The organism is Hoyosella levis (genome assembly GCF_026008515.1).
Lineage (GTDB): Bacteria > Actinomycetota > Actinomycetes > Mycobacteriales > Mycobacteriaceae > Lolliginicoccus > Lolliginicoccus levis.
In genome coordinates, this window is sequence record NZ_BQYM01000002.1 from 344989 (window position 1) to 361160 (window position 16172).

Here is a 16172-nt window from a genome sequence, read left to right on the forward strand (position 1 = left end):
GCCCATGTGGCTCCTCCGGTTGCCGGATTGGCCACGCACCACTTAGATGGACAGTGTGACCGCACTACTCTGGTTCATCGGTGCTGCGCTCCTTGCGCTCGCCGAGCTTGTCGTTGGCGAGTTCTTCCTGCTCATGCTGGCGGGTGGCGCCCTGGCCACCGCTGGGTTCAGCGCTGTCACGGATTTCCCGCTGTGGGTCGATGCCGCGGTGTTCCTGGGCAGCTCGGTCGCCTTGCTTGGCGTCGTCCGCCCGGTCCTGATGCGCAAGCTGCATTCAGAGCCCTCGGTCGAGGGCACCGTGGCCGAGCTCGAGGGCCGCTCGGCGACCGTCACGCAGGAGATCACGGCTACCAGCGGCCAAGTACGGCTGTCCGGTGACCTGTGGACCGCGCGCCCGCTGGACCCGACGGAGTCCTATCCGCCCGGCACGCAAGTACACGTCGCCCAGATAACGGGCTCCACCGCCATCGTTTGGAGGCAACTCTGATGGAAGCCACTCTTCTTGCTGTAGTCCTTGTCCTCGTTCTGTTCGCGGTGGTGTTGCTAGCAAAGTCGGTGGCGCTGATCCCCCAGGCCGAGGCGGCCGTCGTCGAGCGCTTCGGCAAGTACACGCGCACGATCTCCGGGCTGAACTTCCTGATCCCGTTCGCGGACCGGATCCGAGCACGGGTTGATACACGCGAGCAGGTGGTGTCCTTCCCGCCGCAGTCAGCGATCACCAAGGACAACCTGCGGTTGATGATCGATACGGTCGTGTACTTCCGGGTCACCGATCCGTCCGCTGCTGTGTATGGCATCAACAACTACATCGGCGGCGTGGAGCAACTCACCACCACGACGCTGCGCAACGTCGTCGGCGGCATGACGCTGGAGGAGACGCTCACCTCCCGTGATGTCATCAACCAGCAGCTCAGTGGCGCTCTCGACGAGAAGACGTCCGGCTGGGGCCTGAAGGTCGGCGGCGTGGAACTGCGGTCGATCGATCCGCCACCCTCCGTGCAGGAGTCGATGGAGAAGCAGATGAAGGCGGATCGCGAGAAGCGCGCGACGATCCTCACTGCCGAGGGGCACCGGGAATCGGCGATCCGCACCGCCGAGGGCGACAAGCAGGCGCGGATCCTCCAGGCGGAGGGCTCGAAGCAAGCCTCGATCCTCGACGCCGAGGGCGAGCGGCAATCCATGATCCTGCGCGCCCAGGGCGATCGTGCCGCCGCGTACCTGCGGGCGCAGGGCGAGGCGAAGGCCATCGAGAAGACGTTCGCGGCGATCAAGAAGGCTCGCCCCACCCCGGAGCTGCTGGCGTTCCGCTACCTGCAGACGCTGCCGGAGATGGCCAAGGGAGACGCCAACAAGGTGTGGGTCGTGCCGAGCGACTACAACGCCACGCTGCAGTCCTTCGCGAAGCAGCTGGGTGTGCCCGGCAAGGATGGGGTGTTCCGGTTCGAGCCGAGCCCCGTGGAGGAGAACCTGCCGCAGCCCGAGGAAGATGCCGAGGGCATCGAGGACTGGTTCGACATCACCACCGATCCAACGATCACCGCTGCGGTACGGGCCGCCGAGGCCGAGGCGCAGAAGCCCGTCTCCGCGGGCTTGACCGAGCTCAGCGGTGGGATCGCCGGGGCGCCGCCCGTGCCGCCGAAGGAGTAGCTGGGGGCACGTTTCCTGGCGAATCGAGCCAGCTGGACGCATCCGCTGAGGATGCCCAGCTGGCTCGGCGCTTTCCGCACCCGAGAATCTGCGGGCAGATGTCACGCGACACGCCGCGACACGAGCGCCCCTGCGTGACATTGACCAGCAGATCTTGATTCGAGGCCAACCAGCCAACCGAGACCAACCAGCCAACCGAGGCCAACCGAGACCAACCAGCCAGCCGAGGCTCCTACACGCGCGCCTCGGCGACGTGCTTCTCCGGGTCCGCCTTGGCGGTCAGCTTGCGATAGGTGAAGGTGTATCCGGGCCAGAGGGTGGAGTTGCGGCCCTTGGCGTCGATGTACCAGCTGTTGCAGCCGCCTTCGAGCCACACAGTGCCCTCGGACTTCTTCTGCACGAGGTCGACCCATTCGTCCTGCGCCTCGGGCAGCGGCTCGAGGGTAGCGAGATCATTGTCCCGGAGCTGCTTGACGGCATCGAGGATGTAGCGCAGCTGTGCCTCGATGATGAACACGATGGAGCTGTGGCCGAGGCCGGTGTTGGGACCCACCATGTGGAAGTAGTTGGGGAACCCGTGGACGGTGATGCCGAGGTACGCCTCGGGGCTGCCGTGCCAGGCCTCCGCGAGGGTTTGCCCGTCGCGGCCGCGGACGTGCTGGGCGATGGCTGTGTCGGAGACGTGGAACCCGGTGCCCCAGATGATGCAGTCAACGGGGTGCTCGGTGCCGTCCCCGGCGATGACGGAGTCCTCGGTGATGCGCAGGATGCCGCTGGTGTGGACGTCGCTGTTGTCGGCGTCGATGGCCTTGTAATAGGTGTTGGACATCAGGACGCGCTTGCAGCCGAGCTGGAAGTCCGGCGTGAGCTTCTCGCGGAGCTTCTTGTCGCGGACCTGGCGGCGGATGTTCCACCGTCCGAGCGCTTCGGCGATGCGCAGCGCGGGCCGGATCTGGGTGAAGCCGATGACGTAGCTCTCGCGGTACCAGTAGGTGGTGTAGCGGGCGAGCCTCTGGATCGCGGGCACGCGCTTGAAGAGTGCTTTCTCGAACGAGGAGAAGGTGCGGTCGCGGCGGGGGAGGATCCAGGGGGCGGTGCGCTGGAACAGCACCATGCTCTCGACGTCGGGCTGGATCTCGGGCACGAACTGGATCGCGGAGGCGCCGGTGCCGATGACGGCGACGCGCTTGCCCCGCAGGTCGTACTCGTGGTTCCACTGCGCGGAGTGGAACATCTCCCCGGCGAAGTCCTCGGTGCCGGGAATCTCGGGGATGGAGACCTCGGAGAGGGGGCCGGTGGCGTTGATGAAGATGTCGGCGGTCATCGAGCCCGCGCTGGTGGTGAACCGCCAGCATTTCGTCGTGTCGTCCCAGGTGGCGTCCTGGAGGGTGGTGCCGAGCCGGACCTTGTCCATGACGCCGTACTGCCGGGCGACGCGCTGGAGATAGGCGTAGATCTCGGGCTGCGGCGAGAAGCTGCTGCTCCAGTCGGGGTTCTGCGCGAACGAGTAGGAGTACAGGACGGAGGGGACGTCGCAGGCGCAGCCGGGGTAGGAGTTGGCCTGCCAGGTGCCGCCGACGTCGCTGGCCTTCTCGAGGACGACGATGTCAGTGATGCCTTCGTGCATGAACTTGATGGCGGCGCCGAGGCCGGAGAAGCCGCCACCGGCGATGAGGACGGTCGCGTGTGGTGGCAGCGGTGTGCCGCCGGGGCTGGATGTGGTCACGGTGAGTGCCTTTCCCTGCGCGTGGGTGCCTGCCCTCCAGTGTCAGTGATAGGGCGGCGCCGCGTGCCCGGATTGGCGAGCTACCCAAGGCCGGGCCGGGTAGCTAGCCGGATAGCTAGGCCAGATCGCCGCGGAGCGGTCGGCTCAGGCGGTGGCGGAGCGGGGCTCGGGAGCGGCGGTGCGCGCATCGATCAGCAGCCCGAGCACGCCGAGGCCGATGAGGCACAACGAGACGAGCAGCAGGATCGGGTTGGTGGTGCCGGTCATGGCATCGGCGAGCAGGATGACGCCCGTGGTGCCGGGAAGCATGCCGATGACCGTGGCGAGAGCGAACGGGGCCACCCTGATCGAGGACAGGCCGCAGGCGTAGTTCACGACGGAGAATGGCAAAGGCGCGATCAGGCGCAGCGAGGCCACGGCGAGCCAGCCGCGGCGGGCGAGGCGGTCGTTGACCTCGTGGAACTCGCGCAGCGAGATGCGTTGCTGGATGTAGTCGCGGGCGATGGAGCGGACGGCGACCAGCGCGATGAGCGCCGCGATCGTGCCGACGGCGATCGAGAGCACGATCCCGGGCACGACGCCGAAAAGCACTCCGCCGGTGACGGTGAAGATGGTGCGGGGGATGGGGAACAGGATCGCGATGAGGTTCACGATCGCGAACAGCGCAAGGAACCAGGGACCGAGTTGCTCGGCCCATTCGCGCATCTCCATGACGGTTGGCGTGGGCGCGAGGACGTAGGCGGTGATTGCTGCGATGAGCAGAGCCGTGGCGAGCGCGGCGCGCACGATGGGGATGCGGACGGGCTGGGCAGCGGCACCGTCCCGGGTGCTGTCGCTCCCCGGGCTCGTTGTCGCGCCACTGCTCTCCATAGCAGCCAACCTTACGTGCTGGATAGTTAACAGCGGAACCGTGAGCAGCGATTTTGCGCCCGATCGTCGGAAATGTCACATCCCGGCAATTCGCGGTAACAGCGCGCTGGGGACACGTCCAGAGGCGGGCTGCGAAGCGGAACCCGCCGCGCACTAGACTCTCAACAATGACGGTCGACGATGCACCGAAGGCGGGCCCGGATCTCGCGTCCTGGCGGCGCGGGGTCGCGGCAGTGCTCGCCAAGGCACAGCGCAAGGAAGCCGCGGACTTTGGCGCCACGCCGGACGATCACCTGGTCACCGAGACTCTCGACGGCTTCGGGATCCGCCCGCTCTACACGAGCGCTGACGAGCTGCCCGAGCCTCCGCTGCCTGGCACCCACCCGTTCGTGCGGGGCACTGATCCGCATCGCGATACAAGCCGAGGCTGGCACGTAACCTGCCGGTTCGACGGCACCGGTTCCTCCGTGCACGATGACGTGGTGGGCGCGCTGGAGAACGGTGCTTCCGCGTTGTGGCTGGTCATCGGCAAGGGCTCGATCACGGTCGACTCGCTCGCGCGGGTACTCGAGGGGGTCTACCTCGACCTCGCCCCGGTGATGCTCGACGCCGGGGCCGAGGTGGCCGCGGCAGCCAACGCCCTGCTGTCGCTGCTCGACGAGCGTGGCCGCGATGAGCGGTTCGATCGCGCCACGGCACGCATCAGCCTCGGTGCCGCGCCGTTGACGACGGCCTTCGCCCGCGAGTCCGGTGCTGTCCGCAAATCGATCGACGTGGCCGCAGCGGTATCGCTGGCGCAGGCCGCCCTCTCGCGCAGCGAGCAGATCCGCGCGTTCCTCGTTGATGCCACGGTCTTCCACGATTCCGGGGCGTCCGACAGCCAGGAAGTCGGTGCCGCGTGCGCGGCGGGCATCGCGTACGTGCAGGCGATGATGGCAGCGGGAATGACGGCCGCGGATGCACTGTCACAGGTCGAGTTCCGCTTCTCGGTCACCGATGACCAGTTCCAGTCGATCGCGAAGCTTCGCGCGGCACGGCAAGCATGGGCACGCATCGCTGAGGTCCTCGGCGCGCCCGAGGCGGGCAGCGCGCCCCAGCACGCGGTGACCTCCGCAGCGATGATGACGCAGCGGGATCCCTGGGTGAACATGCTCCGGGGCACCGTGGCAGCGTTCGGCGCAGGAGTAGGTGGCGCCGACTTTGTCACCGTCCAGCCATTCGACGCCGCGCTGCCGCCCGGCGCGATGGGCGTATCAGCGGCGTTCGCCCAGCGCATTGCGCGCAACACCCAGTTGCTTCTGCTCGAGGAATCCAATCTCGGCCGGGTGCTCGATCCCGCCGCAGGATCCTGGTTCGTCGAGAGCCTCACCGCCACCATCGCCGCGACAGCGTGGGATTTCCTGCAGGAGATCGAAAGACGCGGGGGCCTCGAGTCCACCCTTGCCGAGGGCTGGCTCGGCGAGCAGATCGCCGCTACTCGCAGCACGCGCGATCAAGCAGTCGCGGAGCGGCGCTGGAGCATCACCGGTGTCAGCGAGTTCCCCGACCTCGGCGAGAAGCCGACCAACGAGAGCGACGGAACGCCCCTGATCGGTGAGCAGGTGCACCGCTACGCGGCTCCGTTCGAGACATTGCGCGACCGCTCCGATGCGCACCTCGCCCGCACCGGCTCGCGGCCGCGCGTGGTGCTCGCGCCAGTGGGACCGCTCGCCGAGCACAACGTGCGCACGACTTTTGTCATGAACTTCCTCGCAGCCGGCGGCATCGAGGGCGTCAACCCGGGACCGGTCAGCCTCGACCAGCTCCCCGCCGCCGCGTCGGATGCAGGAACCACCATCGCGGTCGTGTGCGGAACCGACTCCCGATATGGCACGGAGGCGGCGGAGGCGATCAAGGCACTCCGGGGAAGCGGCATCAGTACGGTGCTCGTCGCCGGCTCGGCCCGGTCGCTGCCAAGCGACCTGCCCGAAGATGCCCGGCCCGACGGTTTTGTCTCCGCCCGCATGGACGCGGCCCGCGCGCTCGCAGAGCTCCTCGACCAACTGGGGGTCCAGTGACCAGCACACCAACCACGCCAGGCGCTCCCGAGGGGTTCCCCTCGTTCCAGGACATCCCGCTGAGCGATCCTGGCTCGACGAGCGAGGCCCCGACCTCGCAGCAGGCGCGCGAGCACGAGGCGGCCGCGGCGCGGGCGAACAACTACACGGCCGAGGATGTCGTCTGGCACACGCCCGAGGGAATCGCGGTGCCGCCGCTGTTCACGCGGGAGGATCGTGACGCCGCTGCCGCCGATGGCTACCCCGTCGATAGCGTGCCCGGGACCGCCCCCTACATCCGCGGCCCCTACCCGACGATGTATGTGAACCAGCCCTGGACGATCCGCCAGTACGCGGGATTCTCCACCGCGGCGGAGTCCAACGCGTTCTACCGCCGCAACCTCGCCGCCGGGCAGAAAGGCCTGTCGGTGGCGTTCGACCTCGCCACCCACCGCGGCTATGACTCGGACCATCCGCGCGTGCAGGGCGACGTTGGCATGGCCGGGGTAGCGATCGACTCGATCCTCGATATGCGCCAGCTGTTCGATGGCATCGATCTCGGCAGCGTGTCGGTGTCGATGACCATGAACGGCGCGGTGCTGCCGATCCTCGCGCTGTATGTGGTGGCCGCCGAGGAGCAGGGCGTGCCACCGGAGAAGCTTGCCGGGACCATCCAGAACGACATCCTCAAGGAGTTCATGGTCCGCAACACCTACATCTATCCGCCGCAGCCGTCGATGCGGATCATCTCCGACATCTTCGCTTACACCAGCCAGCGGATGCCACGGTTCAACTCGATCTCCATCTCCGGCTATCACATCCAGGAGGCCGGGGCCACCGCCGACCTCGAGCTTGCCTACACGCTCGCTGACGGTGTCGAGTACATCAAGGCAGGCATGGCCGCCGGGCTCGAGGTGGACGCGTTCGCGCCGCGCTTGTCCTTCTTCTGGGGCATCGGGATGAACTTCTTCATGGAGGTCGCGAAGCTGCGCGCCGGGCGGCTGCTGTGGAGCGAGCTCGTCGCCGGCTTCGATGCGAAGAACCCCAAGTCACTGTCGCTGCGTACCCACTCGCAGACCTCCGGCTGGTCGCTGACCGCGCAGGATGTGTACAACAACGTGGCCCGCACCTGCATCGAGGCCATGGCCGCCACCCAGGGGCACACCCAGTCGCTGCACACCAACGCCCTCGATGAAGCGCTGGCCCTGCCGACGGACTTCTCCGCCCGCATCGCGCGAAACACGCAGCTGCTGCTGCAGCAGGAATCCGGCACCACGCGGCCGATCGACCCGTGGGGCGGCTCCTACTACGTCGAGTGGCTCACCCATGAGCTCGCGAAGAAGGCCCGCGCCCACATCGCGGAGGTCGCCGAGCACGGCGGCATGGCGCAGGCAATCAGCGAGGGCATCCCCAAGCTGCGCATCGAGGAGGCCGCGGCCCGCACGCAGGCGCGCATCGACTCTGGTCGCCAGCCGGTGATCGGTGTCAACAAGTACCAGGTGCCGGAGGACCACCCTGTCGAGGTCCTCAAGGTGGAGAACTCGCGGGTGCGCCGCGAGCAGCTCGACAAGCTCGAGAAGCTCCGTGCCGATCGTGACCCCGCCGCGGTCCAGGCAGCCCTCGAGAAGCTCACCTTCGCCGCCGGGCACCCCAGCGAGGGCGAGGGCCTCGAGCTGAACCTGCTCGCGCTCGCCATCGAAGCTGCCCGCGCGAAGGCCACCGTCGGCGAGATCTCCGACGCGCTCGAGAAGGCCTTCGGCCGCCACCAGGCCGAGATCCGCACCCTCAGTGGCGTGTACAAGGACGAGGCAGGCAACGTGAGCAATGTGTCCCGGGCGATGGAGGTCGTGCAGCGCTTCGCTGACGAGGAGGGTCGGCGGCCGCGCGTGCTCGTCGCGAAGATGGGCCAGGACGGACACGATCGCGGCCAGAAGGTCATTGCTACTGCCTTCGCCGACCTTGGCTTCGACGTTGATGTGGGCCCCCTGTTCCAGACGCCCGAGGAGGTCGCTCAGCAGGCCGCCGACAACGACGTGCATGTCGTCGGGGTCTCCTCGCTCGCGGCCGGTCACCTCACGCTCGTGCCCGCGCTGCGCGATGCGCTCACCTCGGTGGGGCGGCCCGACATCATGATCGTCGTGGGTGGCGTGATCCCGCCCGGCGATTTCGACGAGCTCTACGAGGCGGGCGCGGCCGCGATCTTCCCGCCCGGCACCGTCATCGCCGATGCCGCGGTGGATCTGCTCGGCAAGCTCGCCCGCCAGCTCGGCCACGCGACGAGCGAGCCCGCCTGAGCATGGATGCCGACGCACTCGCCGATGCCATCCGGGATGGTCGGCGCGCCGACCTCGCCCGCGCCATCACTCTCGTTGAATCCACCCGCCGCGATCATCGCGACCAGGCCCAGCAGCTCCTGCTGAAGCTGCTGCCCGGCTCCGGCAGCGCCTACCGCGTCGGCATCACCGGCGTTCCAGGCGTGGGCAAGTCCACCTTCATCGATGCCCTCGGCATGCAGCTGATCGGCAAGGGGCACCGGGTCGCGGTCCTCGCGGTGGATCCCTCCTCCACCCGCACCGGTGGCTCCATCCTCGGCGACAAGACCCGCATGGCCCGCCTCTCCGTGGAGCCGGATGCCTATATCCGTCCGTCCCCGACCGCGGGGACGCTAGGCGGCGTCGCCAAGGCCACGCGCGAGACCATGGTGCTCGTCGAGGCCGCGGGCTATGACGTCATTCTCGTCGAGACCGTTGGAGTCGGGCAGTCCGAGGTGACGGTCGCCAACATGGTCGATTGCTTTACCTTCCTCACCCTCGCCCGCACCGGCGACCAGCTACAGGGCATCAAGAAGGGTGTCCTCGAGCTCGCCGACGTGGTCGCGGTGAACAAGGCAGACGGGCCGCACGAGCGCGATGCAAGGAAGGCGGCCCGCGAGCTTGCCGGGGCGATGCGGCTGATCCACCCGCGGGGGTCGCTCTGGCAGCCTCCCGTGCTGACGATGAGCGCGCTCGAGGACTCGGGCATCGACACCTTCTGGGAGACCGTGCAGCGCCACCGCCGCACCCTCACCGAGGCTGGTGTGTTCGACGAGCGGCGCAGCCAGCAGCAGGTCGACTGGACCTGGACGATGGTGCACGATCAGCTCCTGCAGCGGCTCGCCGAGAACCCGGCCGTGAAGAGCATGCGCGGCGAGGTGGAAGCAGCCGTGCGCGGCGGCGAGCTGACTGCTGCGCTGGGCGCGCAGCGCATCCTGGATGCCTTCGACGGCACAACCTGACGCTGTCACAGATCGTCGAGGTCGATCATGCCGTCCTGCAGCACGCGGGCGAGCAGCGCTGCCTTGGTGCTCGCGGGCCTTCCCACTGCGGCGTACTTGGCGCGTACCCGGGCGAGGTAGGTGTTGATGGTGCCGATCGCGACGTTGAGCTCACCGGAGACCTCATCCTTCGTGTCGGCCTTGATCCAGGCGAGCAGGACCTCCTCCTCGCGCTTGGACAGGCTAGGCCGGGGTCGCGCGACGTTCTCCTCGTCATCGTTGTCGCGGGGCGGTGCCGGGGGGAACGTGGTGAGGCTTATCATCGCTAGGCCTTTCCAGGATGGGCGTTTTGCGGTATCTGTCCCCACTATCGGCCACGGACGAATCGGACTTCAATCGTGTACGAATTGCCCATACGAAGTCAATACAGCCTCGTATGACGTCGATGCAGATGACGGCGTCATCGCTGATGAACGGGGGTGCCCGGGCATGCTCACTGAGGACGAGGGCGTGGCTGATCGTCCATGCCGGGCGTGCTTGGTGCTAGCGCCGCCGCGAGCTCCTCGGGCGTGCGCGGGAACCACGGCCAATCCAGCTCCCCCGCGAGCGTCGCGAGCTGAGGAGCTCTCCCATAGATCTCAGCGAGCAGGCCTCGCCCCACCATCGCCGCCACGGGCCGATCCGCCACGACCCGGCCCTGGTGGAGCAGCACTAGACGATCGCACTGCTCGACCGCGAAATCCACATCATGGGTGATGATCACCACGGTGCGCCGCTGCTCGCGGAGCACACCGAGCACCATCTCGAGCCGGGCGAGGTCACCGGCATCGAGTCCCACCGTCGGCTCATCGAGCACCACGACGGGAGTACGCATCGCCAGGACGCAGGCGAGCGCGAGCATCAGCCGCCCCGCCCGTCCGAGATCGTGCGGATGCGCGCGCTCCTGCCCTGCCAGCCCCGTGAGGTGCAGCGCCTCCGCGACACGATCGCTCGCATCATGGAAACCGCACGCGCGCGGCCCGAACTCCACCTCGTCGAGGACCGTATGGGCGAACAGTTGCGCATCGGGATCCTGCATGACGATGCCCACGCGCTGAGCCAGCCGATGCACGGGAGCTTCGCGGGTATCGAGCCCACCCACGCGGACTGTCCCTGAAGCGGGCAGCACCGTGCCGTTGAGCAGCGCGGCGAGCGTCGATTTGCCGGCGCCGTTGCGGCCCACGATGGCGAGCCGGTTGCCGTCGGGGATCAACAGCGACACCCGATCGAGAGCGGGAGCGACCCCGCCATGATCGACGACGGCCCCCTCGAGCTCGATCGACACGCCGCGGTCCCGGTCGAGAGCGTGATCGCCATCGATGCGCTCCGGATGATCCGGCTCCTTGTCGCGCAGCCGGTACGGCGCGAACACCGCCTTGGCGTCCTGCAGCGTCACGGGAAGCGGCCGCGCCGGGAGGTCCGCGAGCTGGGCCGCGATGCTGTAACGGCTGGGCCGCGCGCCCGTGGATGCAAGCTCGGGGGAGCCCAGGATCTCCCGAGCGGCTCCGGTCGCGGCGACACGGCCCCCGCTGAGCACCGCGATGGTGCTGGCATGCTCGGCGAGCAGCACTGGATCATTCTCGACCAGCAGGATGGTCGTCCCTGCCTTTCGCGCCAGGTGCAGGAGCTCGGAGACGCGTTCCCGGCCGTGGGGGTCGAGCATCGTCGTCGGCTCGTCGAGCACCAGCACCTGGGGACGAGCTACCAGGATCGCGGCAATGGCAACGCACTGCTGCTCGCCACCGGAGAGGGCGCGCGGATGCCGGGGGAGCAGGTGCTCGATCTGCAGCGCGTCGGCAATGGCGGCGACGCGCTCGCGCATCACGCGGCGGGCGATGCCGCGCTGCTCGAGACCGAACGCGATCTCGTCCTCCACCGTATCGGTGATGCCGGTCAGCTGGGTGGCGGCATTGTCGCCGACGAACCCGACCAGCCCGGCGCGCTCGCGCAACGACATCGCGTGGATGTCGTGTCCCGCGATAGTGATGGTGCCCCCGAGCAGGCCATGCCCGTGCCAGCCCGCGGTGAGCCGCGCCAGGGTCGTCTTGCCGCTGCCGTTGGCACCGATGATCCCGGTGCAGCTGCCCCTCTCCGCGCTCAGCCCGAGTTCGTCGAGGGCGGGGCCATTCGAGTGGGGGTACTCGTACGACAGGCCCGTCACATGGATCATCAGGGTCATCCCGCCACCAGCACGATCACCACGGCGATAGTCAGGGAAACCAGCAGCACGCACGCGAGCCGCTCCCATTGGGGGAACTCGAGGGACCGGTAGGTCGTTGGCCGTCGCGCGGCGCCGAAGCCGCGTTGCTCCAGCATGAAGGCCCTCTCCCCGGACTGCGCGATGATGCGCAGGACCACCGGCAATGCGACTCGGGCGATGATCCGGAGGCGATGCACCGGGCCGCCGTGGGTCCGCAGGCCACGGGCACGCTGGGCGTCCAGCACGGTCGTGGCATGATCGCGCAGTTCCGGGACAAGGGTGACGCTGGACATCACGATGTAGCTGATCCGCGGGCTCACTCCGACGCTTGTCAGCGCGGGCATCATCCGAGCGGGCGTCACTGCCGATCCGATCACGAGGAACAGGGCGACGCTGGTGCCGATGCGCAGGCTCAGCAGCGCCGCGAACGCCAGGCCCTCCGTGGTCACCCGGGCCGGACCCAGGCTGGCCAGCTCGGTGACGCCCTCCGGATAGAACAAGCCCTGCAGGAGGAAGGCCAGCACGGCGAACGGCGCGGCGAGGATTACCCAGGTACTAGCTCGGCCGCAGCGCGCGAGCAGCACGACCAGGACAAGCATCCCGGGAAGCAGCCCCCACCAGACCGGCGTGACGAACACCAGCACGATCAAGCACAGGAAGCCGATGAGTAGCAGGACGGGGTGGCGGCGCCGCGCCCAGCCCATCTCATCCATGGACTGGATCCGGCGAGCGCGCCGGTCTTGTCATCGCGGGCCCGAACTGGGCGAGCACGCGCTGTGGCAGCGCTGCGAGGACCAGCGCCGCGACGGTGAAGATGATCGCCTTGTCCAGCGGATCGAACATCAGGCCCTGCAGCGTGGTTGCCTGGAGCAGGCTCGACCCCATCGCGCGGAGCGCGGCGACCGCGGCCGTCGCGCCGCCCCCAGTGGTTCCACCGAACGCGAACGCCGCGATGGGCGCGGCCACAAGCGCGGTCACCACCCCTGTCAGCGCGCCCGCGATCGGGGCGGTCCAGATGCGGCGGAACAGCCCCGCCCGGGCCATGTATCCGGCGATCGCGCCGGTGAGGGCGGCCACCGAGGCGAAGGCGGTGGCCACGGGCGCAAGTGTCACGCCCCAGACGACGTTGCCGAGCACGCCTGCCGCGATGCCCGCTGCCGGGCCCGCGAGCGCACCGACGAGGACCGTGCCGAGCGAATCCAGATATAGGTTGATTCCCAGCTGCGAGGTGATCTGGCCCATGACGATGTTCAGCGCGATCGCGCTCGGGATCAGCGCGACCGTCGTGAGCGGCAGCCGGTGGATCACCCCGGCGAGGAGCAGCAGCGCGCCCGCGATATTGCCGACGAGCGCGATCACGCTTGCCGCGCCGGCACCATCGGGGAGGCCCTCGGGGCGCAGCAGCACCAGGTACAAGTAGGTGGTGACGATGATGCCAGCGCCGAGCAACATGCTCGCGCGATGACGGGGAAGGATCTGGTTCGGGGCGGCCACGTCCACTCCTGCTCGGCTCGACGACAATGCGGTCTTGTCCAGGCCGCCGCTGCCCCGACGGCGTGGAGAATGATAGCAGCACCGCAGCTGAACCGGACACCCGCGGCGAGCGCGGGGGACTAGCTGCGCCGCTGCCGGTAGCGCAAGGTCACCAGGGTCGTCGCGAAGACGATCAGCCCAGCCACGATGGCCGGGACCGGGCCAAGGTTGTCGAGCACCCAGGACGCGGCCTGCCGGGTGCCGCTGCCAGGATCGGCGAGCGCGAACACGACGAACACCGTCGCCACCACGGTCAGTCCCGCGATCACAACGGTGCCCGAGCGCCGGCCCATGCCAGTGCGCTGCTGCATGATCCGCCCCGCCTTGATGATGCGCGAGACGCGCAGGATACGCAGCGCGCCGAGCCACGCGATCGCGCGCACGATCTGCAGCGGCCCGATGGCCAGCACCACCGCTGGGATCATCGCCGCTGTGAGCAGCAAGGTCCACTTGTGCCGGGTGGCCCAGCGCCAGGCGTCCCCGCTTACCATCATCAGCACCAGCGACTCGCCCACGATCACCAGCGCGGTGAGCCAGTTGACGATGTGCCCCAGGGTTGCCAGCGGGCCGTCGATGAGGGTCAGGAATACCGCCGGCACCGAGACGAGTGCTGCCACCAGCACGGGCAGGGCGAGGGATTGCTCCCATCGCTCGACGCGGTCATCGCCGGACGGCGGCCGGGGGCCGTCCGGCTCAGCGCTGCCCATCAGCCGTCAACGATGCCGCGAAGCTGCCCACGCGCTGCACGAGGTGCGCGAGGAACGCCTCCGGATCGGTATCGGTGGCGATGTCGGCGTTGGGATGCCGGCCCCACATGCCTGCCCAGTCCGCGACGGTCGTGCCGCGCGTGATGGTTCCCGCCAGCTCCACGTCCACCGTGGCCGCGCGGGTCCTCGCCCAGAGCGGGTTCAGGGCGACCGCCGCGGCGAACGGATCGTGCATGTGCGCGATGAAGCCCTGGTCGTAGGCCCGATGGAACTCCATGTAGAACCGGATCGCATCGGCGAGGTGCCGGATGATCGGGTTGGGGGACGTGGAGCGCTCCCCGAGCGGGTCGTCGGCCACGATGCGCTCGCCCGGCGCGCCCGCCACCTCGGCGAGCGCGCTGACGTGCTCGGGGAGCAGGATGATGCGCTCGGTCAGATCGAGCGGGCAGACGATCGGCAGCGGATGGGTCTCGGCCGCGCCGAACGCATCGAACACCTGCTTCGCCGCTTCCGGGTCGACCGAGATGTTCCACTCGGTGGTCGGGGTGGTGTTGCCGGGATGGTGGAATGCCCCGCCCATGATCACCAACCGGGAAAGCATCTCCGGCAGCCGCGGCTCGAGGTCGAGGGCGAGCGCGAGATTCGTCAGCGGACCTGTCACAAGGCCGACGAGAGCTCCCTCGTGCGCGCGCGCCTGCTCCACCCACAGCTCGGCCGCGGTGAGCGGGGACAGCTCTCGCCGGGCCGCCGGCAGCTCGGCGTAGCCGATGCCCTGCGGGCCGTGGGTTTCCTCGCTGGTGCGCAGGTCATCGAGGATCGGCGCCCCTGCCCCCAGTGCCACCGGGATATCCGGCGCTTCGCACAGATCAAGCCAGGCCAGGTTGTTCGCCGCGACCTGTCGCGCGGTCACATTGCCGCCAGTGGAGGCGATGCCCCGGATCCGGGCCTCCGGCGAGGCCAGCAGGTAGACCAGCGCGAGCGAATCATCGATGCCCGTATCGAGGTCGATCATTAGCTGCTGGCGCATGATTCATTCCTTCCCGCGTGGCCACTCGCATCCTACGAGATGGCGGGGAGCGCCGGTCACCAGGCCATGCGGGTCCAATGGTGGCCGAAGGTCCCTGGCACTGGGGAATACCGGGGGGCGCGGCGGTGACTTTCTCCCGTGTCGGGAGGGGCGCCGAGCGAGCGACCCTGGAGAGTGACAGGACCACCAGGGCGCGCCGCGTCGCAACATCCGGGGAGAACACGATGCCACACATCGACGTGCCCACGACAAAGCCTGCCCCCAGCGTGCAGGACGCCCTCGGGATCGCCCGCCACGCGCCCTCGGTATGGAACCGGCAGCCCTGGCAGTGGCGCTTCGACGCCAAGGGACTGCACCTGAGCGCGGATCCCGAGCGGATGTCTGGTGTCCGGGACCCGCTCGGCAGGCTCACCACCCTCAGCTGCGGCGTTGCCCTTCACCACGGCCTGGTCGCGTTGCTCGGACAAGGCTGGGACGGCGCGGTGCAGCGCTTCCCCCGCGGGCCCAGCGACACGCTCGTGGCGACAGTGCGGCTCGTGCCGCGCCGCGTGATCAGCCCGCGCGACATGGCGATGTTCCTGGCGATCGAGCAGCGCCGCACCGAGACAAGGCCACTGGCCGCCCCCGCCCACGATCATGGGGTGTTCGCCGCGCTGCGCTCGAGCACCAAGCAGCATGGCGTGGGAATCACGATCCTTGACGACCATTCCGCATACCTCATCGTGCCCTCCGCGCGACTGCCCCTGCGCACCGAGCGGCTCGGGCACTGGGGCATGGATCCCGACTACTCCGCGCTTGCTGTGCTCACCACCCGCCATGACACCCCGCGGGACTGGCTTCGCGCGGGGGAGGCACTCTCCGAGGCCCTGCTCGTCGCTACCTCCCATGGGCTCGCCACGTGCCCGGTCGTTGACCTCGCCGATCGGGAAGACATTGCCCGCGAGGCCCGCCGCTGCCACTCCAGCGACGGCTGGAGCGAGGGCTGGAGCGAGGGCGCTTTGCATCATGCGCAAGCAGTGATCCGGATCGGGATACGCCGCTACCCGGCACTACCGCGAACCAATCGGCGGGCCGTGCATGACCTCCTGCAATGCCGTTGACCAATAGGCCTCATCCCTGCTCTCCGGAAGGCAT

At 68.6% G+C, this 16172-nt stretch carries 14 protein-coding genes; 6 read left to right on the forward strand and 8 right to left on the reverse strand.

Features of this window, described 5'->3' with window-relative positions; genetic code table 11:
* The first annotated feature begins 55 nt into the window (after positions 1 to 55).
* Both QC765_RS03770 and QC765_RS03775 read left to right on the forward strand, forming a co-directional pair.
* A complete protein-coding gene (locus QC765_RS03770) occupies positions 56 to 487 on the forward strand; it encodes an NfeD family protein (RefSeq protein WP_278313068.1) in 432 nt (143 codons plus the stop codon).
* Entirely contained in the window at positions 487 to 1647 is a 1161-nt protein-coding gene (locus QC765_RS03775) for an SPFH domain-containing protein (protein WP_278313069.1), read from the forward strand. The genes QC765_RS03770 and QC765_RS03775 overlap by 1 nt, the downstream gene beginning before the upstream one ends.
* 232 nt (positions 1648 to 1879) lie before the next feature.
* Here the strand turns inward: QC765_RS03775 and QC765_RS03780 are convergent, their stop codons facing one another.
* Positions 1880 to 3373, reverse strand: coding sequence for a flavin-containing monooxygenase (locus QC765_RS03780; RefSeq protein WP_278313070.1), 1494 nt, complete (start codon positions 3371 to 3373; stop codon positions 1880 to 1882).
* Positions 3374 to 3517: 144 nt separating this feature from the next.
* Entirely contained in the window at positions 3518 to 4243 is a 726-nt protein-coding gene (locus tag QC765_RS03785) for a TVP38/TMEM64 family protein (RefSeq protein WP_278313071.1), read from the reverse strand.
* 167 nt (positions 4244 to 4410) lie between these two features.
* On the opposite strand from QC765_RS03785, the gene QC765_RS03790 reads away from it, so the two are divergent.
* The 3 genes from QC765_RS03790 to meaB are packed head-to-tail and all read left to right on the forward strand — an operon-like array spanning position 4411 to position 9553.
* Entirely contained in the window at positions 4411 to 6300 is a 1890-nt protein-coding gene (locus QC765_RS03790) for a methylmalonyl-CoA mutase family protein (RefSeq protein WP_278313072.1), read from the forward strand.
* Positions 6297 to 8573, forward strand: a complete 2277-nt coding sequence (gene scpA, locus QC765_RS03795) for a methylmalonyl-CoA mutase (protein WP_278313073.1) — start codon at positions 6297 to 6299, stop codon at positions 8571 to 8573. The genes QC765_RS03790 and scpA overlap by 4 nt, the downstream gene beginning before the upstream one ends.
* A 2-nt stretch (positions 8574 to 8575) precedes the next feature.
* Positions 8576 to 9553, forward strand: coding sequence for a methylmalonyl Co-A mutase-associated GTPase MeaB (gene meaB, locus QC765_RS03800; protein ID WP_278313074.1), 978 nt, complete (start codon positions 8576 to 8578; stop codon positions 9551 to 9553).
* A gap of 5 nt (positions 9554 to 9558) precedes the next feature.
* Here meaB and QC765_RS03805 read toward each other — a convergent pair whose 3' ends face one another.
* The 6 genes from QC765_RS03805 to QC765_RS03830 all read right to left on the reverse strand — a co-directional run bounded on the left by QC765_RS03805 (position 9559) and on the right by QC765_RS03830 (position 15038).
* Complete coding sequence (locus QC765_RS03805; protein WP_278313075.1) at positions 9559 to 9855, reverse strand: helix-turn-helix transcriptional regulator; 297 nt, start codon at positions 9853 to 9855, stop codon at positions 9559 to 9561.
* Between the two features lie 170 nt (positions 9856 to 10025).
* A complete protein-coding gene (locus tag QC765_RS03810; RefSeq protein WP_278313076.1) occupies positions 10026 to 11750 on the reverse strand; it encodes an ABC transporter ATP-binding protein in 1725 nt (574 codons plus the stop codon).
* Entirely contained in the window at positions 11747 to 12484 is a 738-nt protein-coding gene (locus QC765_RS03815; protein WP_278313077.1) for an energy-coupling factor transporter transmembrane component T, read from the reverse strand. Before QC765_RS03815 ends, QC765_RS03810 begins: the two co-directional genes overlap by 4 nt.
* Positions 12477 to 13265: a histidine kinase gene (locus QC765_RS03820; protein ID WP_278313078.1), complete on the reverse strand. Its 789-nt coding sequence runs from the start codon at positions 13263 to 13265 to the stop codon at positions 12477 to 12479. The genes QC765_RS03815 and QC765_RS03820 overlap by 8 nt, the downstream gene beginning before the upstream one ends.
* Before the next feature lie 119 nt (positions 13266 to 13384).
* Positions 13385 to 14011, reverse strand: a complete 627-nt coding sequence (locus QC765_RS03825; RefSeq protein ID WP_278313079.1) for a hypothetical protein — start codon at positions 14009 to 14011, stop codon at positions 13385 to 13387.
* On the reverse strand, positions 13998 to 15038 hold the full coding sequence (locus QC765_RS03830; RefSeq protein WP_278313080.1) for a nucleoside hydrolase: 1041 nt from the start codon (positions 15036 to 15038) through the stop codon (positions 13998 to 14000). Before QC765_RS03830 ends, QC765_RS03825 begins: the two co-directional genes overlap by 14 nt.
* Positions 15039 to 15262: 224 nt before the next feature.
* On the opposite strand from QC765_RS03830, the gene QC765_RS03835 reads away from it, so the two are divergent.
* Positions 15263 to 16138: a nitroreductase family protein gene (locus QC765_RS03835; protein WP_278313081.1), complete on the forward strand. Its 876-nt coding sequence runs from the start codon at positions 15263 to 15265 to the stop codon at positions 16136 to 16138.
* Positions 16139 to 16172 lie beyond the last annotated feature (34 nt).

Bases quoted from the DNA above. Each gene is read 5' to 3' on its own strand.
- meaB (WP_278313074.1), top strand. From the start codon at position 8,576: ATGGATGCCGACGCACTCGCCGATGCCATCCGGGATGGTCGGCGCGCC.
- QC765_RS03830 (WP_278313080.1), bottom strand. From the start codon at position 15,038: ATGCGCCAGCAGCTAATGATCGACCTCGATACGGGCATCGATGATTCG.
- QC765_RS03785 (WP_278313071.1), bottom strand. From the start codon at position 4,243: ATGGAGAGCAGTGGCGCGACAACGAGCCCGGGGAGCGACAGCACCCGG.
- QC765_RS03790 (WP_278313072.1), top strand. From the start codon at position 4,411: ATGACGGTCGACGATGCACCGAAGGCGGGCCCGGATCTCGCGTCCTGG.
- QC765_RS03810 (WP_278313076.1), bottom strand. From the start codon at position 11,750: ATGACCCTGATGATCCATGTGACGGGCCTGTCGTACGAGTACCCCCAC.
- QC765_RS03825 (WP_278313079.1), bottom strand. From the start codon at position 14,011: ATGGGCAGCGCTGAGCCGGACGGCCCCCGGCCGCCGTCCGGCGATGAC.
- QC765_RS03835 (WP_278313081.1), top strand. From the start codon at position 15,263: ATGCCACACATCGACGTGCCCACGACAAAGCCTGCCCCCAGCGTGCAG.
- QC765_RS03775 (WP_278313069.1), top strand. From the start codon at position 487: ATGGAAGCCACTCTTCTTGCTGTAGTCCTTGTCCTCGTTCTGTTCGCG.
- QC765_RS03815 (WP_278313077.1), bottom strand. From the start codon at position 12,484: ATGGATGAGATGGGCTGGGCGCGGCGCCGCCACCCCGTCCTGCTACTC.
- QC765_RS03805 (WP_278313075.1), bottom strand. From the start codon at position 9,855: ATGATAAGCCTCACCACGTTCCCCCCGGCACCGCCCCGCGACAACGAT.